Origin of the sequence: Vibrio cholerae, from assembly GCF_008369605.1 — a bacterium.
Classification (GTDB): domain Bacteria; phylum Pseudomonadota; class Gammaproteobacteria; order Enterobacterales; family Vibrionaceae; genus Vibrio; species Vibrio cholerae.
The window spans coordinates 1,716,569-1,743,101 of sequence record NZ_CP043554.1; the positions used below are offsets into that span (position 1 = coordinate 1,716,569).

The 26,533-nt window shown below is 48.2% G+C and carries 21 protein-coding genes and 4 tRNA genes; 10 read left to right on the top strand and 15 right to left on the bottom strand.

Translation table 11 applies throughout. From position 1 onward, the window contains the following. Positions 1-355: 355 nt before the first annotated feature. Positions 356-802, bottom strand: coding sequence for a peptide-methionine (R)-S-oxide reductase MsrB (gene msrB, locus F0316_RS07945; protein WP_114732766.1), 447 nt, complete (start codon positions 800-802; stop codon positions 356-358). A 345-nt stretch (positions 803-1,147) separates the two neighbouring features. Here msrB and F0316_RS07950 point away from each other — a divergent pair, with 345 nt between their 5' ends. The 7 genes from F0316_RS07950 (at position 1,148) to purT (ending at position 8,581) form a co-directional block, all read left to right on the top strand. Then, positions 1,148-2,521, top strand: a complete 1,374-nt coding sequence (locus tag F0316_RS07950; RefSeq protein WP_000117950.1) for an L-cystine transporter — start codon at positions 1,148-1,150, stop codon at positions 2,519-2,521. A gap of 144 nt (positions 2,522-2,665) precedes the next feature. Beyond that, complete coding sequence (gene sbcB, locus F0316_RS07955) at positions 2,666-4,090, top strand: exodeoxyribonuclease I (RefSeq protein ID WP_149560384.1); 1,425 nt, start codon at positions 2,666-2,668, stop codon at positions 4,088-4,090. A gap of 31 nt (positions 4,091-4,121) precedes the next feature. Then, entirely contained in the window at positions 4,122-4,496 is a 375-nt protein-coding gene (locus F0316_RS07960; protein WP_001881007.1) for a CidA/LrgA family protein, read from the top strand. Then, positions 4,487-5,161, top strand: a complete 675-nt coding sequence (locus tag F0316_RS07965) for an LrgB family protein (RefSeq protein WP_000266239.1) — start codon at positions 4,487-4,489, stop codon at positions 5,159-5,161. The genes F0316_RS07960 and F0316_RS07965 overlap by 10 nt, the downstream gene beginning before the upstream one ends. Positions 5,162-5,330: 169 nt before the next feature. Next, positions 5,331-6,218, top strand: a complete 888-nt coding sequence (gene cdd, locus F0316_RS07970) for a cytidine deaminase (RefSeq protein ID WP_148503253.1) — start codon at positions 5,331-5,333, stop codon at positions 6,216-6,218. Between the two features lie 158 nt (positions 6,219-6,376). After that, positions 6,377-7,252 (top strand): AEC family transporter, encoded by an 876-nt coding sequence (locus tag F0316_RS07975; RefSeq protein ID WP_000462868.1) that lies wholly within the window; start codon positions 6,377-6,379, stop codon positions 7,250-7,252. A 153-nt stretch (positions 7,253-7,405) separates the two neighbouring features. Beyond that, positions 7,406-8,581 carry a phosphoribosylglycinamide formyltransferase 2 gene (gene purT, locus F0316_RS07980; protein ID WP_172625993.1) on the top strand — a complete coding sequence of 392 codons (1,176 nt, stop codon included), beginning with the start codon at positions 7,406-7,408 and terminating at the stop codon, positions 8,579-8,581. Positions 8,582-8,673: 92 nt separating this feature from the next. On the opposite strand, the gene F0316_RS07990 is transcribed toward purT, so the two are convergent. Further along, a complete protein-coding gene (locus F0316_RS07990) occupies positions 8,674-9,330 on the bottom strand; it encodes a thiopurine S-methyltransferase (protein WP_001205535.1) in 657 nt (218 codons plus the stop codon). Positions 9,331-9,798: 468 nt separating this feature from the next. On the opposite strand from F0316_RS07990, the gene relV reads away from it, so the two are divergent. Then, the gene (gene relV, locus F0316_RS07995; protein WP_032469543.1) at positions 9,799-10,578 is read left to right on the top strand and encodes a (p)ppGpp synthetase RelV; all 780 of its coding nucleotides are present in this window, start codon (positions 9,799-9,801) and stop codon (positions 10,576-10,578) included. A gap of 128 nt (positions 10,579-10,706) precedes the next feature. Here relV and ihfA read toward each other — a convergent pair whose 3' ends face one another. From ihfA to pheS, 3 genes are all read right to left on the bottom strand, one after another. Further along, positions 10,707-11,003, bottom strand: coding sequence for an integration host factor subunit alpha (gene ihfA, locus F0316_RS08005; RefSeq protein ID WP_001229260.1), 297 nt, complete (start codon positions 11,001-11,003; stop codon positions 10,707-10,709). Positions 11,004-11,442: 439 nt separating this feature from the next. Next, positions 11,443-13,830 (bottom strand): phenylalanine--tRNA ligase subunit beta, encoded by a 2,388-nt coding sequence (gene pheT / locus F0316_RS08010; RefSeq protein WP_149560387.1) that lies wholly within the window; start codon positions 13,828-13,830, stop codon positions 11,443-11,445. Positions 13,831-13,856: 26 nt separating this feature from the next. Then, positions 13,857-14,840 carry a phenylalanine--tRNA ligase subunit alpha gene (pheS, locus tag F0316_RS08015; protein ID WP_001164212.1) on the bottom strand — a complete coding sequence of 328 codons (984 nt, stop codon included), beginning with the start codon at positions 14,838-14,840 and terminating at the stop codon, positions 13,857-13,859. A 290-nt stretch (positions 14,841-15,130) separates the two neighbouring features. On the opposite strand from pheS, the gene F0316_RS08020 reads away from it, so the two are divergent. Beyond that, complete coding sequence (locus tag F0316_RS08020; protein WP_001261945.1) at positions 15,131-15,616, top strand: GNAT family N-acetyltransferase; 486 nt, start codon at positions 15,131-15,133, stop codon at positions 15,614-15,616. Here the strand turns inward: F0316_RS08020 and F0316_RS08025 are convergent. The 8 genes from F0316_RS08025 to uvrY form a co-directional block, all read right to left on the bottom strand. Continuing rightward, the gene (locus tag F0316_RS08025) at positions 15,613-16,731 is read right to left on the bottom strand and encodes a GGDEF domain-containing protein (protein WP_001190448.1); all 1,119 of its coding nucleotides are present in this window, start codon (positions 16,729-16,731) and stop codon (positions 15,613-15,615) included. The genes F0316_RS08020 and F0316_RS08025 overlap by 4 nt on opposite strands. A gap of 246 nt (positions 16,732-16,977) precedes the next feature. After that, positions 16,978-17,053, bottom strand: a tRNA-Gly gene (locus F0316_RS08030). 10 nt (positions 17,054-17,063) lie between these two features. Beyond that, positions 17,064-17,150: transfer RNA gene (locus tag F0316_RS08035), tRNA-Leu, on the bottom strand. Positions 17,151-17,214: 64 nt separating this feature from the next. Further along, positions 17,215-17,290 (bottom strand) — tRNA-Gly (locus F0316_RS08040). 2 nt (positions 17,291-17,292) lie between these two features. Further along, positions 17,293-17,366 (bottom strand) — tRNA-Cys (locus tag F0316_RS08045). A gap of 257 nt (positions 17,367-17,623) precedes the next feature. Then, entirely contained in the window at positions 17,624-18,181 is a 558-nt protein-coding gene (gene pgsA, locus F0316_RS08050; RefSeq protein WP_001211977.1) for a CDP-diacylglycerol--glycerol-3-phosphate 3-phosphatidyltransferase, read from the bottom strand. Positions 18,182-18,228: 47 nt separating this feature from the next. Further along, positions 18,229-20,061, bottom strand: coding sequence for an excinuclease ABC subunit UvrC (uvrC, locus tag F0316_RS08055; protein ID WP_001884660.1), 1,833 nt, complete (start codon positions 20,059-20,061; stop codon positions 18,229-18,231). Further along, entirely contained in the window at positions 20,061-20,705 is a 645-nt protein-coding gene (gene uvrY / locus F0316_RS08060; RefSeq protein WP_001902713.1) for a UvrY/SirA/GacA family response regulator transcription factor, read from the bottom strand. Before uvrY ends, uvrC begins: the two co-directional genes overlap by 1 nt. A gap of 375 nt (positions 20,706-21,080) precedes the next feature. Here uvrY and F0316_RS08065 point away from each other — a divergent pair, with 375 nt between their 5' ends. Further along, on the top strand, positions 21,081-23,444 hold the full coding sequence (locus tag F0316_RS08065; protein WP_149560388.1) for a DNA polymerase II: 2,364 nt from the start codon (positions 21,081-21,083) through the stop codon (positions 23,442-23,444). On the opposite strand, the gene F0316_RS08070 is transcribed toward F0316_RS08065, so the two are convergent. Further along, positions 23,416-25,515 (bottom strand): PTS sugar transporter subunit IIC/EAL domain-containing protein, encoded by a 2,100-nt coding sequence (locus F0316_RS08070; protein WP_172625994.1) that lies wholly within the window; start codon positions 25,513-25,515, stop codon positions 23,416-23,418. The two genes, F0316_RS08065 and F0316_RS08070, sit on opposite strands and share 29 nt — an antisense overlap. A 108-nt stretch (positions 25,516-25,623) precedes the next feature. Beyond that, a complete protein-coding gene (locus F0316_RS08075) occupies positions 25,624-26,391 on the bottom strand; it encodes a nucleotidyltransferase domain-containing protein (protein WP_000174734.1) in 768 nt (255 codons plus the stop codon). Positions 26,392-26,533: the final 142 nt, after the last annotated feature.

The window sequence follows — 26,533 nt, forward strand, 5'->3', positions numbered from 1 at the left end:
CGCGTCTGACATTAGTCTCGGCATCCAATATACCCACCACTACTTGGAGTTACAGCTTCAAGTAGGAAGGCGATAAGACGGATATAAGCATTTGAACCAGTCTGTCCTATACTTTGGTACAAATAGTGCTTCATCTTTTAATGCTTCTGTTTGGTTATCCTGTTTTAACGTTGTCTCTTGCTTGAGACACTACAAGGAGCTGTACCATGATTGCTAACCAAAGATCACCGAAACCAAAGCCGAATAAACCTGCCAATAAAAAAGGCAAGCGCGTACCGTTTGCACTGACCTAATTCCATTGAAAAAGAAATGCCCATCAGGCCTGCGGAACACAGACCTGAGGGCATGAGTCTATTTATGCACTGAGTTTGGTCACAGCAACCGAATTGATGCAGTAACGCAAACCGCTTGGCGGCGGCCCATCAGGAAACACATGCCCTAGGTGCGACTCGCAAGTGTTACAACGCACTTCCACTCGAGCACGCGCTAAGCTTTGATCCATATGGTAGGAAATGGCATTGAATTTGACTGGCTGCGAAAACGAAGGCCAGCCTGTGCCTGAATCAAATTTGGTTGCCGAATCAAATAACAGGGTTTGGCAACCGGCACATTGGTATAAACCCGGCTCAAACAGCTCACACATCGCATTAGAAAAGGCTCTCTCTGTGCCATGTTGACGCATCACGTAATACTGCTGTTCATCAAGCAAAGTGCGCCACTCTTCATCACTGCGCTTCACTTCACGCTCTGGCTTAGGATTGCCTTGGTTTGCAAAATCCAACACCTGTTGCCAGTTCAACATTGCTCTCTCCTCTTGTTGGACTATTGACTATGCTCAAACGACTTAGTACGGCAGCGTCAAGCGGGAAGAATATAGACCGCGGATGCACCAATCTTATTGCATTCAGATCACCAAAATACACACCTGCAAAAGCAGCACAGTTCGGGCAATGCTTAGTCAAATTGATCGCCAATTAGTCAAAGCTCTGTTTTTGATAACCATTAGTTATAAAACATGATTTTTTCTCAGTTTATTTTCGTGATAGCGATCGCTATATTCCAAGAAAATCGTTCTCATTTAGGATAGAACAATCGGCTTGCTTTGATGGCCGTTGTTACTCTCCTTCCCCCTTTTAAGGATTTGCTTATGTCAGTGGTTACCCTTGCAGCACTGGTGATTTTCGCCGGTCTATTGCTCTATCTGTTTGGGCTACAGAAAAAAGCCGCCACCCTTTCTCGTCAAGTTTTGTTTGGTTTAGTACTAGGTAGTGCATTTGGTTTGGCACTGCAAGTAGTGCTCGGTGAAGGCCATCCCGCTATTCAAGAAACCCTATCTTGGGTTGCTATCGTCGGCAATGGCTACGTGGGTCTACTGAAAATGGTCATCATGCCACTGGTGCTGGTATCGATGATCTCTGCAGTGGTACGTCTGGATAAAAACGGTTCACTGGGCAAAATCTCCAGTCTGACTATCGGTATTTTGCTGGTGACTACTGCGATTTCTGCGCTGATCGGTATTCTCATCACTCAAGCATTTGGCCTGACGGCTGAAGGTTTGGTTGAAGGCGCACGAGAAACCGCACGTATTGCAGCACTTGAAAGCCGTGCATCAACGGTTGCCGACCTAACGATTCCACAAATTCTGTTGAGCTTTATCCCAACCAACCCCTTTGCCGATTTAACCGGCGCACGTTCAACCTCCATCATCGCGGTGGTGATTTTCGGCGTGCTCACTGGTATTGCTGCACGCAAAGTGATTGCCGATAAACAAGAGTTAGAAACGCCAATTCGCACTTTTGTTGAAGCAGCACAAGCGATTGTGATGCGTTTAGTGAAAATGATCATGGCGCTAACACCTTACGGTATCGCCGCGCTGATGGCGAAAGTCGTCGCGACATCCAGTGCTACCGACATTCTGAACTTGCTCGGTTTCATTGTGGCTTCTTATGTGGCGATAGCCCTGATGTTTGTGGTGCACGGATTACTGGTTGCTATGGTGGGCGTTAACCCAACCCATTACTTTAAAAACATCTGGCCAGTACTGACTTTTGCCTTCACATCGCGCAGCTCTGCGGCCACGATTCCTCTCAATGTGGAAGCGCAAATCACCAAACTGAATGTACCACCTGCAATTGCTAACCTGTCAGCTTCATTCGGTGCCACGATTGGGCAAAACGGCTGTGCGGGCATTTACCCTGCGATGTTGGCGGTAATGGTTGCTCCAACCGTTGGGATTAACCCACTGGACATTCACTTTATTGTGTCGCTGATTGCGATGATCACCATTAGCTCCTTTGGTATTGCAGGTGTGGGTGGCGGTGCGACCTTCGCAGCCCTGATTGTGCTGCCAGCCATGGGCTTACCCGTTACGATTGCGGCGCTTTTGATTTCTATCGAGCCACTGATTGATATGGCGCGTACGGCGCTTAACGTGTCAGGTTCGATGACGGCAGGCACAGTAACGAGCCGTTTGCTTAAAGAGACAAACGAAGAGCCTGAGCCGCAAACTCAGCAAGCCTAATCTTACCTTGCCAAAGCCGATGCCCAGCATCGGCTTTTTTTGTTGAAAGGCTGAACAAATAATGGGATAGCACAAGGGCAGCAATTGCTATGTCAGGGTCAGGATGGTCTAATAACGGCAATTTTTAGCGATTTGGTAAGCCACATGCAGCAAGAACACCAGCCCACATTCTTCTTCTTTGACTACGAGACTTGGGGAGTCAATCCCGCCAAAGATCGTCCTAGTCAGTTTGCGGGTGTGCGTACCGATATGGACTTCAACATCATCGGTGAGCCTTTGGTAATTTACTGTCAGCTGCCCAACGACTATTTACCTGCTCCTGAAGCCGCATTGATCACAGGGATCACCCCTCAAAAAGCCAATAGCCAAGGTCTGGCGGAGCCCGAATTTATCGCGCGTATTCATGCAGAACTCTCCACACCCAATACCACCAGCCTTGGCTATAACAGCATACGTTTTGATGATGAAGTGACGCGCTACACCTGCTATCGCAACTTTATCGACCCCTATGCTTGGAGCTGGCAACACGGCAATTCCCGTTGGGATCTGCTGGATGTGCTTCGCGCGTGTCATGCTTTGCGTCCTGAAGGTATCGAGTGGCCGGAAAATGATGACGGCTTTACCAGCTTTAAACTGGAACATCTTTCTGTTGCCAACGGCATTGAGCACAGCAACGCGCACGATGCGATGGCCGATGTGATTGCCACCATTGAACTGGCGAAAAAAGTCAAAGCCGCGCAGCCGAAATTGTTCGACTACTTCTTCACTATGCGCCACAAACGCAAGCTGACAGAACTGATTGATATTGTGAACCAAACTCCGCTGATGCATGTTTCTGGCATGCTTGGGCGTGAGCGTCACTACACTAGCTGGATTGTGCCGATTGCTTGGCATCCGACCAATCAAAATGCGGTGATTGTGGTGGATTTGGGTAAAGACCCTCAGCCGCTGCTGGAGCTCGATGCCGAAACGCTGCAAGCACGTCTCTATACGCGGTATGAAGACCTAGCGCCGGATGAGCTACCAGTACCCGTGAAATTGGTGCATCTCAATAAATGCCCTATTCTGGCTCCGGCCAAAACCTTGACCGCAGAAAATGCACAAAAGATTGGTATTGAGCGCGAACAGTGTCTCGCGCACTTGAATGTGATTCGTCAACACCCCGAGATTCGTGAAAAACTGGTGTCGGTATTTAGCCAAGAGCGCGAGTTTAACCAAGAGAGTGATGTGGATAGCCAACTCTATGCCGGCTTTTTCTCCCCAGCCGATCGCGCGGCGATGGAGATCATCCGCACCACTGCACCGGAGAATCTGGGCAGCTTAGCGATACAGGTGGCAGATAAGCGCATTGAACCACTGCTGTTTCGTTATCGTGCGCGCCATTATCCCCATACCTTAACCGATGCCGAGCAACGCCGCTGGGCAGCGCATTGTCGTGACTATTTCGAGCGCAATCTAGAAGGTTATATGTTGAATTTGGAAAATCTGGTGCATGAACATCAAGCTGATCCAAAGAAAATGGCGATTTTAAAATCCGTCTACCATTACGTGGAAAAACTCGCTTGCTAACATCGTTTATTTTTACTTGCTGATTTTATTGATGATAAAAAAAATAGCTCAATACTGTGTCTCCATGGGACTGATTTTTCTCTGTCTGTTGGCGGGCATCAACTTACAAACTTGGTTAGGCATTGCTATTCCCGGCAGCATTATTGGGTTACTGATCCTATTTGGCCTGATGGCTAGCGGTTTAGTGCCTGTCGAATGGGTCAAGCCCAGCGCCACCCTGTTTATTCGTTACATGATTTTACTGTTCGTCCCGATCAGTGTCGGCTTAATGGTGCACTTCGATACGCTACTGGCAAACCTCGCCCCGATCCTCGCTAGCGCTATCGGCGGTACCTTAATTGTCATGGTGACACTGGGACTGATACTGGATCGAATGCTCAAGAAGGGGAAAAAGTCATGTGGCTGATCATAACACTTGGGGTATTTTTCGTCGCCCGTTGGGTGGCTCAAAAATGCAATACCCCACTGGCCAATCCGCTTCTGATCAGTATTGGCATACTTATTCCACTGCTGACTTACCTCAAAGTACCTTTTGAGACTTACTACGCTGATAATCAGTGGTTGAGTTATCTACTCCAGCCAGCGGTTGTTGCTTTGGCTTATCCACTTTACGAGCAGTTGCCACAAATTCGTGCCAACTGGCGAATTATCGCTTTGGCTTGTGGCGTGGGCAGTGTGATGTCGATGATCACCGCCAGTTTGATAGCCGTAAGCATGGGGGCAGATATAGAACTGATTGCCGCCTTGATGGGAAAATCAGTGACAACGCCGATCGCGATGGAAGTGGCACGCCAGTTGGGCGGAGAGCCCGCGATTGCTGCGATTTTGGTGCTACTCGTCGGGCTATTTGGTGCCATTCTTGCCTACCCGATTTACAAACTGCTCAATATTACGCATCCCATCGCCAAAGGGCTGACCATGGGTACGGTATCCCATGCCCTCGGCACAGCCACGTGCGCTGAGAAAGATCCTCGCGACGCCGCGTTCAGCTCACTAGCCCTTGTCGTGTGTGGTGTTATCACGTCTGTATTAGCGCCAAGTCTGTTTGCTTTCGCACTCTGGCTTCAATAATTTCATTTCGAGTGGCGTCACATCTCATACGCTTGCAATCGTTATCATGTGTGACGTCACTCTAATAATGAAACATAAAAATAAATTACATAACTTAACGTGACACTGATCACCTTATAAAATCTCGCATTACCTAAAATAGGATTCCATGCAATGAAAAGGAATGACTATGAGAAACCGTATTGAACAAGCATTACAACAAATGCCTGCTTCTTTTGCCCCATATTTACGTGAATTGGTGTTGGCCAAGGATTTCGATGCCACTTTCTCTGCCGAGCAGTATCAGCAGCTTTTGACCCTTTCGGGTCTGGAAGATGCCGATTTGCGCGTCGCGCTGTTACCTATCGCTGCCGCTTACTCGTATGCCCCCATCTCTGAATTTTATGTCGGTGCGATTGTACGTGGCATCTCCGGAAGCCTCTATCTTGGCGCCAATATGGAATTTACTGGTGCGCAGCTTGGACAAACCGTACATGCTGAGCAATGCGCCATTAGCCATGCGTGGATGAAAGGGGAAAAAGGAGTGGCAGACATCACCATCAACTTTAGCCCTTGCGGCCATTGCCGCCAGTTTATGAATGAACTGACCACCGCGTCTTCGCTGAAAATTCAACTGCCCAAGCGTTCTGCCAAAACTTTGCAAGAGTACCTCCCTGAGTCGTTTGGCCCTGCCGATCTCGGCATTGATTCTGGCCTGATGAGCCCAGTCAATCATGGTAAAACCAGTGACGATGATGAAGAGCTGATCCAGCAAGCCCTGCGCGCGATGAACATCAGCCACTCGCCTTATACCCAAAACTTCAGTGGTGTGGCACTGAAAATGCGCAGTGGCGCGATTTACCTTGGCGCGTATGCCGAAAATGCTGCGTTTAACCCAAGTTTGCCACCGCTACAAGTTGCCTTAGCACAAGCGATGATGATGGGTGAATCATTCGAGGATATTGAAGCCGCCTCTCTGGTAGAGAGTGCAACCGGCAAAATCAGCCATCTTGCCGATACTCAAGCAACGCTGGAAGTGATCAATCCCGATATTCCACTTTCTTATCTCTCACTGTAAACCGAATGAAGAGGCCATTGGCCTCTTCACTTTTTGCTACTAGCTCTCTTAGTCCACCTCTTGCTAAAGATGTCGCGCGCACACTTTTCCATCACCCACCATGACGTTCTGAATAAAGCCTGATAACTTGCGCTTTTTACACGTATCTCTCGCAAGCTATGTTTGAACAAATCATTGCCATTCTCTTTCCTGTGATGAGCTTAGTCTTGATTGGCTATTTGATTGGTCTCTGGCTCAAACCCGATTTTCGCCCGATCAATCGCATCAATATGGAGGCCTTTGTGCCCGCGTTGGTGTTTTCTTCACTGGTCAATATGCCACTGGATACGCAGCAAACACCTCTGTTGCTTGCCGCTCTTGTCGCGGTATTGCTGCCCGGTATTTTAATGCTCCTGATATGTCATTTGGGCCGTTGGTCATTTAAAACATGGGCTCCACTGCACATGTTTCGCAACAGCGGTAATTTAGCGATTCCCCTGTTTACTTATGCGTTTGGCGAAACCGCGCTCCCCTCTGCCGTGTTGCTGTTTGTGGTTTCCATGTGTCTGCACATTAGCTTAGGGGTGGCCATGCTGAGCAAAGGTAGCGTATTGAAAACCGTGCTCAGCGCTCCGGTCTTTTTAGCATCCTCACTGGCTTTACTGCTCAATCTAAGCGGAGTCTCTATCTGGTCCCCCTTGTACAACGCCACCGCTTTACTGGGACAAGCTGCCGTTCCTGTGATGCTGCTTTCGCTCGGCTCACAAATGATCAACCTGCGCTTAGCCGGGCTCAAAGTTGGCCTTGTTTCAACGGCACAATCTCTGCTCACCGGAGCCTGCGCGTTTGCGCTGATTTACTTTTTCATTCCACTGCCTCCCTTACAACTGCAAATGATGGTGCTGTTTACCATGTTGCCCCCCGCAGTGATGAATTATCTGTTCGCCGAGCGTTATCACATCGAGCCTACTCAGGTTGCGGCTATGGTGTTGTTTGGTAATTTCTTCAGCTTATTAAGCCTGCCCATATTGCTGTTTATCGCTCTTTCACTCTGATCCTGCTCGCCATAAAACTGTCATAAACTTGACCAGAATACGGGGTAATCTGACTGGCTACAGCGGGAAGCAAACGTTTTCTTTTGTGCTTTGTTCCAGTATCATGGCCGCTGTTTTTTGCTAATGTTGACTGAATGACTATAAGGATTGTCTATGTTTGGGACAGCGACTCGGGATAACGCAACGCGAGTACTTTTGCTTGGCTCTGGTGAACTTGGTAAGGAAGTCGCGATTGAGTGTCAGCGCCTTGGCCTCGAAGTCATCGCCTGTGATCGTTACGCTGATGCGCCTGCCATGCAGGTCGCCCATCGCAGCCACGTGTTTGATATGCTCGATGCCGATGCACTACAACAAGTGATTGATTTAGAAAAGCCACATTTCGTGGTTCCAGAGATTGAAGCGATTGCTACCAGCAAGTTAGTGGAGTTAGAAGCGCAAGGCTTAAACGTTGTACCTACCGCCAATGCAACTCGCCTCACCATGAACCGTGAAGGCATTCGCCGTTTAGCCGCTGAAGAGTTAGGTTTGCCCACTTCCGCGTATCAATTCGCAGACAGCTATGAGAGCTTTGCCGCGGCAGTAGAAAACATCGGTTTACCTTGTATCTGTAAGCCTGTCATGAGTTCATCGGGCAAAGGCCAAAGTGTTATTCGCACACCAGAGCAGATCGAAGCGGCTTGGCAATACGCACAACAAGGTGGACGCAGTGGCGCTGGCCGAGTGATTGTGGAAGGCTTCGTGGATTTTGATTACGAAATCACACTGCTGACCGTACGCGCAGTGGATGGCGTCCATTTCTGCGCTCCAATTGGCCATCGCCAAGAAGATGGCGATTACCGCGAGTCATGGCAACCACAAGTGATGTCAGAAAATGCCATTAAAGCGGCTGAATATGTGGCAGAACAGGTGGTTAACGCGCTTGGTGGTTATGGTTTGTTTGGGGTTGAACTGTTTGTGAAAGGTGACAAGGTCATCTTCAACGAAGTTTCCCCTCGCCCACACGATACCGGAATGGTGACGCTCATTTCTCAAGAGCTCTCTGAATTCGCTTTGCATGTGCGCGCGTTTACTGGTCTACCGATTGGTCAAATCGTGCAATATGGCCCATCAGCCTCTGCGGCGATCCTCGGCCAAGGCCAATCACAGAATATCCAGTTCAGTGGGCTTGATGACGCCCTAAGCATTCCTCACACCCAAGTACGTTTATTTGGCAAGCCAGATATCGCGGGTCGTCGTCGCTTAGGTGTTGCCCTGAGCCAAGGAAAAACGACGCAAGAAGCCACTGATCGCGCGATTGAGTGTGCGAAGGCCGTGAAGATTCATTACTAATTCAGCTCTTTATCTTTATCAGCACTATCAGAAAGCGCGCTCATTCAGCGCGCTTTTTTCATTTCTACTTAGTGGCGTTCAAAGAGTCAGAGTCACTCGCTTTTCTCAATCACCCAAACTTCTTCGGCAAAGCGGCTTAAGCCCGCTTGTGTGCGCTTATTCAGATGCGGATCTATGCTCGTATCTTGGTAAACTCTGCGCACCTCACACCCCATAAACAAGGTTCGAATTTCCGCTTCAGGAACCGAAAATGGCGGCCCTGACAACTCAGTTTGCACATAATCCATACTGACCAGCAAAATGCGCCCACCCGGTTTAAGCAGTTGCAACACGCGCTGCGCGTACTCTGCGCGCATCTCTTCCGGCAATGCCACTAGCGCCGCACGATCATAAACTAAGTCCACCGATTCAACAGGAGCTGTGAAGAAATCGCCGGTAAAAAGCGTAAGCTCATCAAACTGATACAGTTCATGTTGCGCATTGAGTCGGGTCACTGTCGGGGTATAGAAATGCTCGGCAAAGAAAGAACGTACCGCGATTTGACTCAGTTCAACCCCTTGAACACTGTCATGCTGATTCGCCAGCCAAATCAGATCTTCACTCTTACCACACAGAGGGACGAGCACTTTTTCACTGCGTTTAGGGGCAAGATCAGACCAAAAGCGGATCAATAGCGGGTTCACGTCTTCAAGGTGAAAACCAATCTGGTTCGCCGCCCATTTGTTATGCCAAAACTCAGGATCTCGCATCTTCTACTCCTTTTCATTTGCTGCCGCCAAGAGTAGCGGATCTTCTGCTCCCGCGGTAGCACGAATTTGTCCCTCCCCATCTGTTCGACGGTTACATTTCTTTACCTAAGGCTTTGGAACTCCATCGAAAACTCGAAGTCTGAATGGATGCCTATGTTCTTTCCAAACGATTTGAAGTTGCAGAACCTGAAATGGCAGATAGGCGCAGATGAGTGAATTCCAATAAACACAGACAGACTATGTGATTGGCGTGCGCGAACATCGCCTTTGCAGCTTCAAATAGGAAGAAGATATGTGATGGATAACAAATTCTTACAACTGAAAATCCAGATTGAATTGGAAAAGGAACAACAAGGCCCAATTGATCATAGTGAGCAGAAAGGAACACTAAACCCACTTTGATTGCACTGTCAGAAAACGCCTTCTAGGTCTACTTTTTGACTGAACAGCGCAAGCTAAGGAGAGTGAATGAGTCTATTGCTACGTACCACAGCCTTAATGTTATTGCTGCTGAGCCGTGCTCCTGCCATGGCGGCTGTGCCATTAACCACCAATTCAACGGAAGATAACCGCGAAGAGTCACAACAAAACGAAGTCAGCTCTAAGCTGTTTCGTCATAGCTTAAGTGGTTTGTACGGTATCGCTAACCAAAATTACCCTATTGTCCAGCCTTATCAAGATTTTGATGTGCTGTACAGCAAAGCACATCAAGCCCAAATCGAGCTAGAAACTCTGTGCAAAAGCACCGCACTCTTGACCCATACTCAAGCCTACTTTGCTGGCACAAAATCTCGTCAGCGTGCTTTAGAAAAGATTGAGCTAGAGTTAGATGGTCAGGCCGAGCGTATTACCGATTTAGCCCGAGCCACCATAGTGGCGCATGATGTGGCGAGTCTCGTCACCGCTTATGAGACATTAAGTCGAGAAGCGACGGTCGTGAAAGTGAAAAACCGCTTCAAGAATCCGGCAGAATCTGGTTATCGCGATCTTAACGTTTTAGTTCAGTTACCTAAAACAGGGATTATTGCTGAGGTTCAGTTGCATTTAGCGGCGATTGCGCAAGTAAAAAGTGGTGCAGAGCATGAGCTGTATGAGCAGATCCAAACCATTGAGCGCACCGCGCGCCAAGAGCAACGTGAGTTAACCGAATGGGAAAATGCGCAAATTGCCAAGATGCGCTCAGCCTCACGCGATCTCTATCAACAAGCGTGGCAGCCTTATATCACAACGCACATTCAAGCGGCATAAATACCCGACCCAAGCCGCTTCGGACAGCACAAATAAAGCACGCAGCCTAGACATCTCGGTTGCGTTTTTTATTGAAATGGGGATAAAGCAAAAAGACCACGCTCATCGGCGTGGTCTATTGCTCGGTCTTATTTTTCGACTTTGATGTTCTCGACACGGGCTTTCAATTTTTGCCCTGGGCGGAACGTTACGACACGTCGAGCGGTAATAGGAATATCTTCACCGGTTTTAGGGTTTCGACCCGGACGTTCATTTTTATCTCGTAGGTCAAAATTACCAAAACCGGAGAGTTTTACCTGTTCGCCACTTTCGAGTGCTTTACGAATTTCTTCAAAAAACACCTCAACCGTATCCTTGGCATCCCGCTTGCTCATGCCGAGCTGTTCGAACAGGGCTTCAGCCAATTCGGCCTTTGTGAGCGCCATAAAACTTCCCTCAAAGCTAAGTTAAACCTTGCTGCTGGTTGGCAGCGCCAAAGCAATTTTTTATTCGGCCAATCAATAACCTAACTGCCGAACAGTGAAAGTGTATGCCAACCTTCTGATTTTCGCCAACTTTTTTATTACTCAGTAAGCGATTCAAAACGTTACGATTTACATCTCTTTCAAAAAATCACTGATTCTCTCTTGGATGACAAGAGGAAAAAAATCTGAGTTTTTAGTTATTTACATCATTGTCACTAAAATGATTTTCAGACCCTCATCACTATTTAGCGTAGATAATTTTTTTCGATACGCCAAAAATTTTTTCTTAGTTTCATCTAAAAATCAGAGAGTTGTTGGCTCAATTCCAGATTATCACGATAAAAAAACAGGCTCCGAAGAGCCTGTTTTCATCTGATTTAAAGCGAAGATAGACCTAAGCTTAGTCGCGCAGAGCCGCGCCGAATTGGGCAGATACGGCTTGCACAATCGCCTCTACCGCTGCTGCGATATCCGCTTCTTCAAGTGTGCGTTCAACCGATTGCAACGTCAGCGCAATCGCCAAGCTCTTCTTGCCTTCTTCCACGCCTTTACCGACATAAACGTCAAACAGTTTTGCGTCTTTCAGTAGCTCACCACCCGCCACACGGCAAGCTTCAACGATGTCGCCAGAAGCGATGTTGCCATCGACCACCAACGCGATATCACGACGGTTGGCTGGGAACTTAGAAATCGCTGCGGCTTCTGGGATCACGCGTGTGTTGATCGCATTCCACTCGATCTCGAACACAATAGTGCGACCATTGAGGTCAAACTTACGCTCAAGTTCTGGGTGAACCGTACCAATAACACCGATCGCTTTGCCATCAACAATAATCGCTGCAGCTTGACCTGGATGCAGTGCTGGGTGCTTAGTCGCGGCGAAGCTATAGGCTTTGCCCTTCGCTGTCAGTTCAAGAACCGCTTCCAGATCGCCCTTCATATCGAAGAAATCAACGGTTGCCGTTTCCATATTCCAGTGCTCTTCACCACGAGCGCCAGAGATCACACCCGCCAGCATAGGCTCTTGGCGCATGCCATTTTCTGCCGCCGCATCAGGAATGAAGCGCAAACCGTATTCAAACAGACGAACACGAGGTTGCTGACGTTTTTGGTTGTGAACCACAGTGTTCAGCAGACCTTGGATCAAGCTCAAACGCATCGCTGACATTTCAGCAGAAATTGGGTTTGGCAGGATCAGCGCATCAACACCCGGTACAAGCAGTTTCTGTTGCTCAGGCTCAACGAAGCTATAGGTGATCGCTTCTTGGTAACCACGGTCAACCAGCAGATCGCGTACACGCTTCAGCGGTAATTTCGCTTCGTTGTGCAGGTTCATGTTCAACGCGGCCACTGGCGCTTGGTTAGGAATGTTGTTGTAACCATAGATACGGCCAACTTCTTCCACCAGATCTTGCTCGATAGCAATATCAAAACGCCATGTTGGTGCAGTCGCTTGCCAGCCTTCTGCGGTGGTTTCGACCTGCATACCTAGACGCTCTAGAATCTCAACGACGTCCGCATCCGGAATCGCATGACCCAGCAGTTTGTCGAGCTTGCTACGACGCAGTGTCACTTGGTTTGGTTTTGGTAAATCGGCTGCTGATTCTGCTGCTACCACTGGCGCAACGTCACCACCACAGATCTCAACCAGCAGTTGCGTTGCACGCTCCATCGCGGCGTGTTGCAAAGCATAATCCACACCACGTTCAAAACGCATTGAAGAATCGGTGTGTAGGCCGTAGCTACGTGCACGACCACGAATGTGGTCTGGTGCGAAGAACGCACACTCAAGTAATACATCTTTGGTGTCAGTGCTGACGCCAGAATGCTCGCCACCGAATACACCAGCAATCGCCAGCGCTTTTTGTTGGTCAGCAATCACTAGCGTCTCTGCGTTTAATTTGGCTTCTGAGCCATCAAGCAGCGTCAGTTTTTCATCTTGCTCAGCCAGACGAACCACGATTCCGCCTTCAATCTTCGCCAGATCAAACGCGTGCATTGGTTGGCCTTGCTCCAGCATCACGAAGTTAGTGATATCAACCACCGGATCGATAGAGCGGATACCACAACGACGCAGTTTTTCTTGCATCCAGAGTGGCGTTTGCGCTTGCACGTTCACGTTCTTCACGATACGACCAAGGTAACGTGGACACGCCGCTGGCGCTTTCACTTCAATTGCAATCGTATCATTAATGGTCGCAGCAATCGCATTCACCGCAGGCGCAGTCACGTCCGCACGATTCAATACGCCCACTTCACGAGCTAAACCACGGATACTGAAACAGTCCGCACGGTTAGACGTCAAATCCACATCGATAGTCACATCGTTCAGTGACAGAAAATCGCGAAAATCCATACCAATTGGTGCGTTTTCAGCCAGTTCCATGATGCCGTTCGATTCAACATCGATACCCAGCTCAGAGAAAGAACACAGCATGCCGTGTGACGGTTGGCCACGCAGTTTGGCTTTCTTAATCTTGAAATCGCCTGGCAGCGTCGCGCCTACGGTTGCAACCGCAACTTTCAGACCTTGACGACAGTTGGCTGCACCACACACGATGTCCAGAAGCTCTTCTTCGCCTACATCGACTTTGGTGACGCGCAGTTTGTCAGCATCTGGATGTTGAGCACACTCAACCACGTGACCCACTTTTACGCCGTCGAACACACCAGCCACAGCCAGTACGTCGTCCACTTCCAGACCCGCCATTGTAATTTGGTGAGTTAATTCGTCAGTGGTAATTGCCGGGTTAACCCACTCACGAAGCCATGATTCGCTGAATTTCATTGTATATACCTCTTGGGAACCCTGAATTATTTGAACTGTTTTAGGAAACGCAGATCGTTTTCGAAGAATGCACGCAGGTCATTCACGCCATAGCGGAGCATGGTTAAACGCTCAACGCCCATACCAAACGCAAAGCCTGAGTATTTCTCAGGGTCGATGCCTACGCTGCGCAGTACATTTGGGTGCACCATGCCGCAGCCTAGCACTTCTAGCCATTTGCCGTTTTTGCCTTTCACATCCACTTCCGCTGAAGGCTCAGTGAACGGGAAGTAAGACGGACGGAAACGCACTTCCAAATCTTCTTCAAAGAAGTTGCACAAGAAGTCATGCAGGATGCCTTTTAGCTGTGCGAAGTTAACGTTTTCATCAACCAACATACCTTCCACTTGGTGGAACATTGGGGTATGCGTTTGGTCGTAGTCGTTACGGTAAACACGGCCCGGCGCGATGAAACGCAGTGGCGGCTGACGCTCTTCCAGAGTACGGATTTGCACGCCAGAGGTGTGAGTACGCAACATCAGCTTCGGATTGAAGAAGAAAGTATCGTGATCAGTACGCGCTGGGTGATCCGCGGCAATGTTCAGAGCATCGAAGTTATGGAAATCATCTTCGATTTCAGGGCCAGACTCTACAGTAAAGCCAAGCTCACCAAAGAAGCTTTCAATACGTTCGATAGTACGGGTCACTGGGTGCAAGCCACCATTTTCGATGCGACGACCAGGTAGAGTCACGTCGATAGTTTCTGCAGCCAACTTTGCTTCCAGCTCAGCGCTTTGCAGCGCATCTTTGCGCTCAGCCAGCGCTTTTTGCACCGCTTCTTTCGCAACGTTAATCTCTTGGCCAGCAGCACGGCGCTCTTCCGGCGGTAGCTTACCTAGGCTTTGCAGTTGAACCGTCAGTTCACCTTTTTTGCCCAGATACTGAACACGCACTTCATCCAGTGCGACCAGCGACTCTGCAGCGTTAATCGCCGCGGTCGCATTAGCAATAATCTCTTGTAGATGTTGCATCGTTTCCTCGTCTGCCAATCAGCAGTTTCCTTTAGGAGCCCGAGTAGGTTTCTTTGGGAGTCGCAAGACCGCCAATAGTGTCACCGTAAGGGATTCTTGGGGTTTTCAAATAGCTGTACATAGTACCGAAAGCCAGGATTAAAGCCAAATTGAAATCCATCCTGTATGCATTATTGGCGCATTATTCATGCACTTGAAAAGTCTTACATCAATACCCACTAATTAGAAGCACGCGGTGACATGCTAAAAAAACCACATCACCGCATTTTTCATCCAGAAAAGGACTAGCAATGAGAGTAGAAATCGTACCGATTCGACCTGAGTTTGACGCTGAGATTTGCCAAATTATTCAAAGCGTCGGCGCTGAATTTGGCGCGATTGGTGAAGGGTTTGGCCCATCGGATGCCGAAGTGCTTGCCATGAGTCAACACTATCGAGAGCAAGACCGTAGCGCGTATTTTGTTGCGTTATTGGAGGGGAAGGTAGTCGGCGGTGGTGGCATTGCACCTTTTGCTGGCCATACGGATTTGTGTGAGCTGAAGAAGTTGTTTCTGCTCCCCACAAGCCGCGGCCATGGCGTAGGCCGGGCGCTCAGCGAACATTGTTTGAATTTTGCGAAACAGCAAGGCTATACCAAATGTTATTTAGATACCCTTTCTAGCATGACTCAAGCGATCAAGCTCTACCAACAGCTTGGTTTTGAGCACTTAACGCAGCCCATGGCGGGGACAGAGCATAATGGCTGCGACGTGTGGATGCTGAAATCACTCAACTAGCTCGGCGCACCAAAAGCGCAAACACGATTTTTTCCGCTGTTTTTGGCAAGGTAAACCGCTTGATCCGCCGCGCGCAGCAGCTCATGGTGATCTTTCATGTTTGAGGCAAACGCGGCAACCCCCATACTGACACTGCCTTGCCAACGAATATTGTTTTCAAGCGAGATCACCTGCTGTTGAATCGCACAGCAAACCTGCTCTGCAATATAGACACCACCAGCAGTGTTGGTTTCAGGACAGATCACTAGAAACTCGTCGCCACCTAAACGACATACCAGATCATCACTACGAAAGTGATCTCTTAGCATGTTCGCTATCGTGGTTAACACTTTGTCGCCTACATCGTGCCCGTGATGATCATTAACCGCTTTAAACCCATCGATATCGATCATGACACACACGAAAGGCTGCTGGTTGTCTTGCGCAAGATTCCAATGTAACACAAGCTGACGCATGGCTTTACGGCGGTTTGGTAAGCCCGTCAAACTGTCGGTCATGGATAGCGCTTCGAGCTGACGATTGACTTGGTAAAGCTGCTGAGTGCGCTCAATCACTTTTTCTTCCAGTGATTGATTGAGTTTGACGAGTTCTCGATTACGTTCAGAGACTTGATCAAATAACGCATTAAGGGCATTGAGTAATGGCTCCGTCGCGGCATTTTTCTCTCGCTCCTCTTTAGCGTAGGCTTCTTCGGCACTCATGCCAGAGCGAATCGCAATCACTTGTCGCGCCATATTCTGATCGATACCTAAGATGTGGTACGCCAACCAATGGATCAAAAACTCCAATAACTGAACGGCCGAGCGGTCATCTACATCATGGATGAAAGCTTGCATGCTAAACACTTCAGACATAAACGTGCGATGAACCTGAATGTGCTCTTCAAGATGAAGTGCTGAAATGCCGACCTCACGCATGAGCTTCTCTTCTTCTTTGAAGTGGTACTCAGAGTAACGAGAAAGCTCAAACAGAGCGAGACGGATCTCATCTAGTGACACATGATTTTCGGCCAACAGAGAGCTGTAGCGGTTGACGATATTGACGAGAGATTGATGCTGCTCATCAACCTCCTCCAATCCTGTTTCGAAGTATTGATCCCATTTGAATGATTGCATGCTCGGCACTCAACTCTTTAGCCTATACCGCTAACTTACGATTATTCCTTAATAAATCTAGGGCAATTGTAACGAGAAGCGAATCACTCGACGTGACTTTAATCATAAAAACCGGAAAACGTTAGCAAGTGCTAAATAAATCAACGAGAAATATCACAGCGCAGCATGTTGAAATAGTGCAAAAGTACCAGAATAGAAAAAGCATCAAGAAAGCAAAAGCCCGCTCATTGAGCGGGCTTTCTGATTTGGAGCGACACACGAGGTTCGAACTCGTGACCTCAACCTTGGCAAGGTTGCGCTCTACCAACTGAGCTAGTGTCGCGAAATGGAGATGGTGCCCCGGGCCGGACTTGAACCGGCACGACTCGAAAGTCGAGGGATTTTAAATCCCTTGTGTCTACCGATTTCACCACCAGGGCACGCAAAATCTTTGCGATGGAAGACACCATCTTGTGATACCGCTTAACGCCATATCATTTAATTTGGAGCGACACACGAGGTTCGAACTCGTGACCTCAACCTTGGCAAGGTTGCGCTCTACCAACTGAGCTAGTGTCGCAATGGAGGCGCGTCCCGGAGTCGAACCGAGGTCCACGGATTTGCAATCCGCTGCATGGCCACTCTGCCAACGCGCCTCTGTAACTTCAGACTTTCACCTGTTTCGGTGGCTGCCTGACTACGGGAATGCATTCTACGCATTCGAGTTATTGAGTCAACACAATTTTTTTGCCTTTCTAATCGTTTGACTATTTAACGTGCAAAAACGCGATATTTGCTCACTTTATTAGCAAAAAACACCGGATTTTTATAGAGATAACTGGATCCCAAGCTTCACTTTTTTGTTTTACTCGCCTATCACGCAACGATAAAAAAACGGGCTTTCGCCCGTTTTCTAGTGATGTTCTTCATTCAGTAAGTCGTCTTTGGCCGCCGCCAAATATTGCACCATTGACCAATAGGTCAGCACAGTCGCCACATAGATAGAAATGTAGCCAAGCCAAATCATCCAGTCGTCATAACGCCAGATCAGTACCCACAGCGCAAACATTTGAGTCAGAGTTTTTACTTTGCCAACCCATGACACCGCGACACTGGCTCGTTTGCCAATTTCTGCCATCCACTCACGCAGTGCTGAAATGATAATTTCGCGAGCGATCATTGTCACCGCAGGAATGGTGATCCAGATACTGTGATAATGCTCGGTGATCAAAATCAGCGCCGTGGCAACCAGTACTTTATCCGCTACTGGGTCAATAAATGCACCAAAACGCGAGGTTTGGCCTAATTTTCGCGCCAACATTCCATCTAACCAATCAGTGAATCCAGCGACCCAAAACACCATAGCGGCGACAAAGGGAGCCCATTCAAAAGGGAGATAAAAGGTCACCACAAACACGGGGATCAGAAATAATCTGAGCAAGGAGAGAAGGTTAGGAATGTTGAAACGCATAATGTATAGGCTCTTTTCGATGGCGCGTTAATGTTGCTGTATTTTTCTTATTGTTTCAATGCTTGATAAATGTTTTCTGCCAATGCGTGGCTGATGCCCGGCACTTTGGCGATTTCTTCAACAGAAGCGCGTTTTAACTCCTGCATACCACCCAGATATTTCAGCAAGGCTTGACGCCGTTTCGGCCCCACGCCTTCAATACCCTCAAGTGTACTGGTACGGCGAGTTTTTCCGCGCTGCGCGCGGTGTCCTGCAATCGCGTGATTATGGCTTTCATCCCGAATGTGTTGAATTAAGTGCAACGCAGGCGCATCACTCGGTAGATGGAACTCGTCACCATCAATGGTGATCAGCGTTTCCAAACCGGGTTTACGTGTCACACCTTTGGCTATACCAATGATTTTTGGGTACTTAGGCCAATCTTGCCAGCAGGACGAAATGATCTCATAGGCACGATTGAGCTGCCCTTTGCCACCATCAATGAAAATAATGTCGGGGATCTTGCTGCTATCGAGCTGCTTGCTGTAGCGACGTTCCAACACTTGCGCCATCGCCGCGTAATCATCCCCACCGGTGATGCCCGTGATGTTGTAACGCCGATACTCTTGCTTTAGCGGCCCTTCTTGGTTAAACACCACACAAGAGGCCATCGTGCTTTCGCCCATGGTATGCGAGATATCAAAACACTCCATGCGGGTAATCGCATCCATTCCGAGCTCTTCTTGCAGGGCTTTGAAGCGCTGATTGATGGTCATCTTGTGATTAATCTTAGTCGTGATCGCCGTCAGCGCGTTGGTATTGGCGAGTTTCAGATAACGACCTCGCGTGCCGGTGGGATTGACATGGAAAGTAACTTTGCGCCCTGCAAGTTCACTGATCGCGGTTTGTAGCGCCTCGGTTTCTTCGGTCAATCCTCGATTTAAAATGATCCGTGCCGGAATACTGCGAGCTTCACTGTGACTTAAATAATATTGGCTTAAAAAGCTCTCAAACACTTCGACCTGCGAGGTGTCACTTGGAATTTTCGGAAAATGGCTACGACTGCCGAGCACTTTGCCTTGGCGGATCATCAAAATATGGATGCAAGCAATGCCATTTTCTTGTGCAAAACCGAGCACATCCAAGTCTTCCAAACTGTCGTCCGACACAAACTGCTGCTCTTGTACGCGGCGAATGGCTTGAATTTGGTCACGCGCTTTAGCGGCATCTTCAAAACGCAGTTCACGGCTCGCCTGCTCCATTTTCTCAACCAGAATCGATAGTACTTGGTTGTCTTTGCCTTGCAGGAAAAGACGTAGGTAATGGACGATCTCTTGATAGCCTTGGTCAGAAATCAGCCCTTTCACACAAGGTCCGGCACAGCGCCCAATCTGATACATCAAGCAAGGTCGAGTACGGTTGCTGTACACCGTATCTTCACACTGACGGACGGGAAAGATTTTCTGGATCAAATGCAGAGTTTCACGCACTGCACCCGAATCCGGATAAGGCCCGAAATATTCACCACGGCGTTTTTTGGCACCACGATGTGAGGACAGTCGCGGGTGTTTGTGCGCGCTTAAGAAAATATAGGGATAAGACTTATCATCACGCAGCAGCACGTTGTACTTAGGCAGATACTGCTTGATGTAATTGTGCTCAAGGATCAATGCTTCCGTTTCGGTGTGGGTGACCGTCACGTCAATCTTGGCGATGTTGCTGACGAGAGCTTTGGTTTTTTCGCTGTCGAGATTCTTGCGAAAATAGCTGGTTAGACGCTTTTTGAGGTCCTTGGCTTTGCCGACATAGATCACTTCAGCCTCAGCGTTATACATTCGGTATACGCCGGGCTGGTTGGTGACTGTCTTAAGAAAAGGGGCAGAATCAAACGGTGTCGACACTATAACTTCTCAGTATCTAAGATCCCGTGTCGGATAGCTAAGTGGGTTAATTCCACATCACCGTTGATATTCAGCTTGGCGAACAAACGGTAGCGGTAACTGTTGACGGTTTTCGGGCTCAAACTGAGCTGTTCGGAAATGTCCGTCACCTTCTGGCCTTTGGTGATCATTAACATGATCTGCAATTCACGTTCGGAGAGATCAGCAAAAGGATTTTCAGAGGCGGGCGAAAACTGACTCAACGCCATTTGCTGCGCAATTTCTGGAGAAATGTAACGCTGACCGCTGTGAACGATACGGATCGCATTGACCATTTCATCCGGTGCCGCGCCCTTCGTGAGATAACCTGCGGCACCCGCTTGCATCACTTTGGTTGGGAACGGATTTTCGGTATGTACCGTCAATACGATAATTTTAATGTCCGGATTAACACGCAACAGCTTCTTGGTTGCTTCCAAGCCACCAATACCCGGCATGTTCATATCCATTAAAATGACGTCGGCATGGTTCGCACGACACCATTTTACTGCTTCTTCACCGCTGTCAGCTTCCCCTGCTACTTTCATTCCACGGACGTCTTCAATAATACGTCGTATCCCTGTGCGAACCAGCTCGTGATCATCTACAAGGAAAACACTAATCAAACTTGTATCTCCACACTTATCTATTGGCTCTGCACCCACCGAGACAGTGGATTACAGCGAAGCTACCCCAAACCAACGCGGGCAACTTTTCTCCCGTGAATATGATCTGAAACCTACACTTTAGCAAGCACTTATTTTTCAAAGTGTCGAATCGCACATGTGGCACATAAAAATCAATAAGTTAATAAAAATCATATTCGCCTAATTGAAAGGTTTGGTGAATATAAACCGTGATTTTTGGCCTACTTTTGCGTCGCAATCACCTAGGTGCTCGCCCACTCCTGCTTGTGATGCCACAATGCGATGTAATCAGCTTCACTATCAGTATAATGTGCCAGCGCAAAAATGTATGAGTGTTGAAAAAGGTGGGCCAGATTGAAGATTGAACAAGGGTTTGTATTAACGCGTCACGCTCGTGATGTGGCTGGACAAACCCAAATTGAACTTTGGCTCGCGACACCTTCAGGCCCAACACAACTTATCATACGCGGTGAGCGTCCGGTTTTTTTTATTGAACAATCGGCTAGCCAAGAAGTGATGCGAATTGCCGCAGAATTATCAATAACGCCCTCATTATCGCCCCTCTCATTACGTAGCTTTGCAGACCAACCCCTCGCCGCTTGCTACTGCAATACGATTCGCGATAGCCAAATCTTAGCCGAGAAACTCGCTCAAGCGGACATGTTGATCTTAGAGGCGGATATTCGTTTGGCTGACCGTTTTCTGATGGAACGCTTTATCCAAGGCAGCATCGAATTTACTGGTCAGATCACCGATTTCAGCCATTATCGCCAAGTTCAGCAAGCCAAATGTCGCCAAGGTGATTACCTACCGACGCTGAATATGGTGTCGCTAGACATCGAATGCTCCGAAAAAGGGCTGCTCTACACGATTGGTTTGGATAGCCCGATGGACAGCCGAGTGATTATGGTTGGTCAGCCGGAGCCTGCAGAAACGCCGATTCAATGGGTCGAGGATGAATACCAGTTACTCAAAGCGCTCATTGCATGGTTTGAGCAGTTTGATCCTGATGTGATTATTGGTTGGAGCGTAGTGGATTTCGATTTCCGGCTGCTGCACAAACGCGCGGAATTCCACAAACTGAAACTCACTATTGGACGAGCTCAGCAACCGAGCTTTTTCCGTACGGCGAGCCAAACGCAGCAGGGTTTTATCAGTATTCCCGGGCGTGTGGTGCTCGATGGTATCGATACGTTAAAAACCGCGACTTACCATTTTCGTTCATGGTCTTTGGAGTCGGTCTCGCAAGAGCTGCTCGGCGAAGGGAAAGCGATCAATAACGTGCATGATCGGATGGATGAAATTAACCAGATGTTTCGCCACGATAAGCCCTCACTCGCTCGCTACAACCTGCAAGACTGCGTATTAGTGAATAAGATTTTTGCGGCCACTCATCTGCTCGATTTCGCCATTCAGCGTTCACGTTTAACGGGTGTCGAGTTAGATCGCATTGGTGGCTCTGTAGCCGCATTCACCAATCTCTATCTACCACAACTGCACCGCGCAGGGTATGTTGCTCCCAATTTGCAGCCAGAAAACTGGGTTGCCAGCCCTGGTGGTTATGTGATGGACTCGATTCCGGGGCTGTATGACTCGGTACTCGTGCTCGACTTTAAAAGCCTCTACCCTTCGATTATTCGCTCGTTTTTGATTGATCCACTTGGGCTGATTGAAGGATTAAAACTGCCAATAGGCAAACAGGCCGATCACGCGGTTCCGGGCTTTCGCGGTGGTCAATTTCATCGCACCAAACACTTTTTACCTGAGATGATCGAAAAGCTATGGGCAGCGCGCGATGAAGCCAAACGCAACCAAGAAAAGGCTTTTTCACAAGCAATCAAAATCATCATGAACTCGTTTTATGGTGTGCTCGGCTCATCAGGCTGCCGCTTTTTCGATGCGCGATTGGCATCGAGCATTACCATGCGCGGCCATGAAATCATGATCCAAACAAAACAGTTGATTGAAGCGCGCGGTTATCAAGTGATCTATGGCGATACGGATTCAACGTTTGTCGCACTCGGTGGGCAATACTCTCAGCAAGAAGCGGATAACATTGGTCACGCTTTGGTCCGCGAAATCAACCAATGGTGGACAGAGCATTTAAAGCAAGAATATGCCCTTAGTTCGATTCTTGAACTCGAGTACGAAACCCACTATCGCCGTTTTTTAATGCCGACCATTCGCGGTTCGGAAACGGGCTCCAAAAAACGCTATGCGGGTTTAAAAGGGGATGGTGACAATGAGCAACTGATTTTTAAAGGTTTGGAAAGCGCACGCACCGACTGGACACCGCTCGCGCAACGTTTTCAACATCAGTTGTATCAATTGATATTCCACAGACAAGATCCAGAGTCCTATATTCGCACTATCGTAGAACAGACATTGGCAGGCCAATTGGATGAGCAGTTGGTGTATCAAAAGCGTTTGCGCCGACGGTTACATGAGTACCAAAAGAATGTGCCGCCGCAAGTACGCGCGGCCAGAATGGCGGATGACATTAACGCCAAACTTGGGCGACCGTTACAATACCAATACCGCGGAACGATTGAATATGTGATTACAATCAATGGTCCTGAGCCGAAAGAGTATTCCAAAAGCCCTATCGATTATCAGCACTACATCGATAAACAGCTTAAACCGGTCGCAGATGCGATTTTGCCTTTTATTGGCAAACAATTTGATGAGCTTATTGCGCCTCAACTGGGACTGTTTTAGAAACATTTCGACGCTGTACAAACTCGACGAAATCACTACGATTCAGAGATTTACTGTAAAACCAACCTTGTACAGAGAATGGGTATTCATCTCCCATCGCGTCTAATTGCTCTTGGGTTTCGACTCCTTCGATGATCGTTTCCAGCTCAAGGGAATGAGCCACGAGCTGTAAATTGGCAAACACTTTGCGCCCTTTTTCAGAGACCAAAGCCAGCACAAAGGAGCGATCAATCTTGATGCCATCGACATCAAAACGGTGCAGATAGCTGAGGGAAGAATAACCAGTACCAAAATCATCAATATAAATTTTGACGCCTAATTGATGAAGTTGGTTAAACACCCAAGTCAAACGCTGTTCATCCGCCAGTAAACTCTCTTCCGTCAGCTCAATATGAATTAATCCTGCCACTGGGCGAATGATCTCTTCAATCTGAGCCATTACGGTCAAATCCATCAAGGTTTCTGCCGTCAGATTAATACTGACAGGCACATAAACTCCGACATTCGTGAGTTTACGAACATCACGCGTAGCCTGTTTCACTACCCATAAATCCATCTCCTTCATCAACCCAGCTTTGGCAAGGGAGGGTAAAAAGGTTGCCGGTGATAGAATGTTATCTTGTTGATCTTTGGCTCGAATTAATGCCTCACAACCAATCACTTGTCCTGTTCGGTGGCAAACTTGCGGTTGATACTCCAAACAGAACTCTTTGCTGCTCATCATCTGTAGTTGCTGTTCAACTTTAAGCTGCTCACGCTCCCGTTTCTGCGCCAACGCAATGGGATCATCTTGCAGATGAGCCGCCTCTTCTTGACGGCGAGTATACATAGTATCCAACGACGGAATTCGAATCGTTTGCTGGCCATATTGTTCATTAAGACGCAGTACAGAGGGCAAATATAAGAGACAACCGAGAACAATATTGGCCAATTGCAGGAGTAATCCATTCCAGTCACCGCTAGTCGCAATCCAAGCATTGAGAAAAATCGGGCTATTGAACGGCACTGAAACACTCGGGTACGCGACCCAACCGGACTCTACCGCCCAGAGTGATACCACCACATTCACCATAGGTGCGAGGAGAAAGGGGAAGAATAAACGCGGATTGAGGATCAGAGGCAAACCAAATAGGAAAATCTCATTCACATTAATCAGCCCGATCGGAAGACTGGCAATCGCGAGCAAGCGAATGTTTTTCTGTTTTCCGAACAATAGGATAGCTAAAGCTAAAGAAAAGGTTGCACCGCTGCCTCCGATAAACACAAACGTGCCCATAAAGGATAAATTCATTGGATAAGGGGCGGTTTCACCGATCAAAAAATAGGACTCGGACAGCCGACTCGCTTCTTGCAATAATTCCACTAAAGGTAATAAAGCGTAATAACCGTGGATGCCGAAAAACCAAAGCAGCGAGTTTAGGCTAGCGAATGTTAAGCCGAAGGAATAAGGGTCATTGGCATAATCAAAATGCATCAAGCTTGCAAAGATCTGACGAGTGATCGGGCCAAATAAAATTAAATTTATGCCCACCACAACCATGGCCGTCAGTGCCGCAGGCAACACAAGATTGAGTGACTCACGTACTATGCTGCCAGCACTGTTTGAGTGGGTTAAGTGTAAGACCGGATAACGCATCAACCAAGCTATCAGCGGAATAGCATAAATCGGTGTGATCAGTGCTGTGATGATTTGAAACGTTGGCAAATTATTCTCGGCACTCACCGAAGCTGAGGAGACCACCAAATAAATGATGCTCAATAGCGCAATCGGGGGACGTGGCAAATGCCAATGCATGGCCAGTAGATATGAGATGGTGGCCGTCATCAAATAAGGAAAGGTTTCGGCGATCACTTGGTTCGCGCGATACAAAATCAAAACCCATTCAGGACGGCCACCGCTAAACAGCTCGCCCATGCTGGCAATAAACAGGACAAAGGAAGAGATCATTAAGCACGGGATCAGCCACACCATCCCTTCACGAATCGAATGCATCGCTGAAACAAGGTATTGAGAAACCTTGGTTAACTCATTTTTTCTCACCGTGGGTAAGTACTTATTAAAACTCAGCATGCTAAAGAGGCTCAAGTGACGCGTATTAAAAACTTAGCACACTAATTTCTTTATCAATAAATGATTCAGCGGTTAAAACTTATACTTACTGCTTATTCTCAAAAAAGACTAACCAATTCGAAACTCGGTTTTTTGATATTGAGACACCAGCCAAGGACCAAAACTATCGAGTAAACCAACCACCGAGCGTTTGGGAATTGCACGGGGTTTTAGTAGCAAGCCAAGGCGGTCAATCTCAAGCTGCTTCTCTGGGTGATAGCGTAGGAAATGGGTACCGCATTCGATCGGGTCATCAAACCACTGCTTGTCGCGGTACATAATCAGCGAATAGCTGGCACGCAGTAGCTTTTTGGCCACCATCTGCTGAGCCATGATCTGCTCTTGCTCAGTTGCGGCTTTGGCAATTTTATCTCGGTAATAGGCAAGCCAATCCCCCACATCCATATTCCAATGCTTAGCAATTTCCCAGCTTGGCTCGTAATGGCCAAAACATTCGGCCAGATTATCGCCATACACACAAACACAGCAGTGGCGCAGCATGAAACCCCAAGAAAAAATCGCCTCTAAGGTCGCAACTTCCTCAACGGCTGCGATCTTAAAGGAGACATCGGTGATCCACGGGTAGCTTTTTTGAAAACGCCAACGGATGGTGTTGATTAAGGTCGCGCGGTTTTCTTCAAAAGAGCCATAGGTCACTACCACGACATCGAGGTTGGAGCGATTCGGCTTGGCCGTTTTTCGCGCCACGCTGCCGTAGAGGTAAATGCTGTGTAATGCCTGCCCTGCTCCTGCGCGCCAAAAGCGCACCAAATCGGCAATCGCGTTTTGATATTCAGGTTGAAAAGGTTGCTTGGGGTCAATCACCGGCAGAGTCATACCGCTCCATACTCGCTTAATTTGTACAGGCCTTATGTTCTATGATGCGTGACCATCAATCAATAGCAGACTTACCCCACTGGCGAGCAATCAACCAGTCAAACCTTAATTCTTAGCCACGGTGCACGCACCACGTCACGTA

Coding starts and splice junctions, on each gene's coding strand:
- msrB (WP_114732766.1), bottom strand. CDS start 802: ATGTTGAACTGGCAACAGGTGTTGGATTTTGCAAACCAAGGCAATCCT.
- F0316_RS07950 (WP_000117950.1), top strand. CDS start 1,148: ATGTCAGTGGTTACCCTTGCAGCACTGGTGATTTTCGCCGGTCTATTG.
- sbcB (WP_149560384.1), top strand. CDS start 2,666: ATGCAGCAAGAACACCAGCCCACATTCTTCTTCTTTGACTACGAGACT.
- F0316_RS07960 (WP_001881007.1), top strand. CDS start 4,122: ATGATAAAAAAAATAGCTCAATACTGTGTCTCCATGGGACTGATTTTT.
- F0316_RS07965 (WP_000266239.1), top strand. CDS start 4,487: ATGTGGCTGATCATAACACTTGGGGTATTTTTCGTCGCCCGTTGGGTG.
- cdd (WP_148503253.1), top strand. CDS start 5,331: ATGAGAAACCGTATTGAACAAGCATTACAACAAATGCCTGCTTCTTTT.
- F0316_RS07975 (WP_000462868.1), top strand. CDS start 6,377: ATGTTTGAACAAATCATTGCCATTCTCTTTCCTGTGATGAGCTTAGTC.
- purT (WP_172625993.1), top strand. CDS start 7,406: ATGTTTGGGACAGCGACTCGGGATAACGCAACGCGAGTACTTTTGCTT.
- F0316_RS07990 (WP_001205535.1), bottom strand. CDS start 9,330: ATGCGAGATCCTGAGTTTTGGCATAACAAATGGGCGGCGAACCAGATT.
- relV (WP_032469543.1), top strand. CDS start 9,799: ATGAGTCTATTGCTACGTACCACAGCCTTAATGTTATTGCTGCTGAGC.
- ihfA (WP_001229260.1), bottom strand. CDS start 11,003: ATGGCGCTCACAAAGGCCGAATTGGCTGAAGCCCTGTTCGAACAGCTC.
- pheT (WP_149560387.1), bottom strand. CDS start 13,830: ATGAAATTCAGCGAATCATGGCTTCGTGAGTGGGTTAACCCGGCAATT.
- pheS (WP_001164212.1), bottom strand. CDS start 14,840: ATGCAACATCTACAAGAGATTATTGCTAATGCGACCGCGGCGATTAAC.
- F0316_RS08020 (WP_001261945.1), top strand. CDS start 15,131: ATGAGAGTAGAAATCGTACCGATTCGACCTGAGTTTGACGCTGAGATT.
- F0316_RS08025 (WP_001190448.1), bottom strand. CDS start 16,731: ATGCAATCATTCAAATGGGATCAATACTTCGAAACAGGATTGGAGGAG.
- pgsA (WP_001211977.1), bottom strand. CDS start 18,181: ATGCGTTTCAACATTCCTAACCTTCTCTCCTTGCTCAGATTATTTCTG.
- F0316_RS08070 (WP_172625994.1), bottom strand. CDS start 25,515: ATGCTGAGTTTTAATAAGTACTTACCCACGGTGAGAAAAAATGAGTTA.
- F0316_RS08075 (WP_000174734.1), bottom strand. CDS start 26,391: ATGACTCTGCCGGTGATTGACCCCAAGCAACCTTTTCAACCTGAATAT.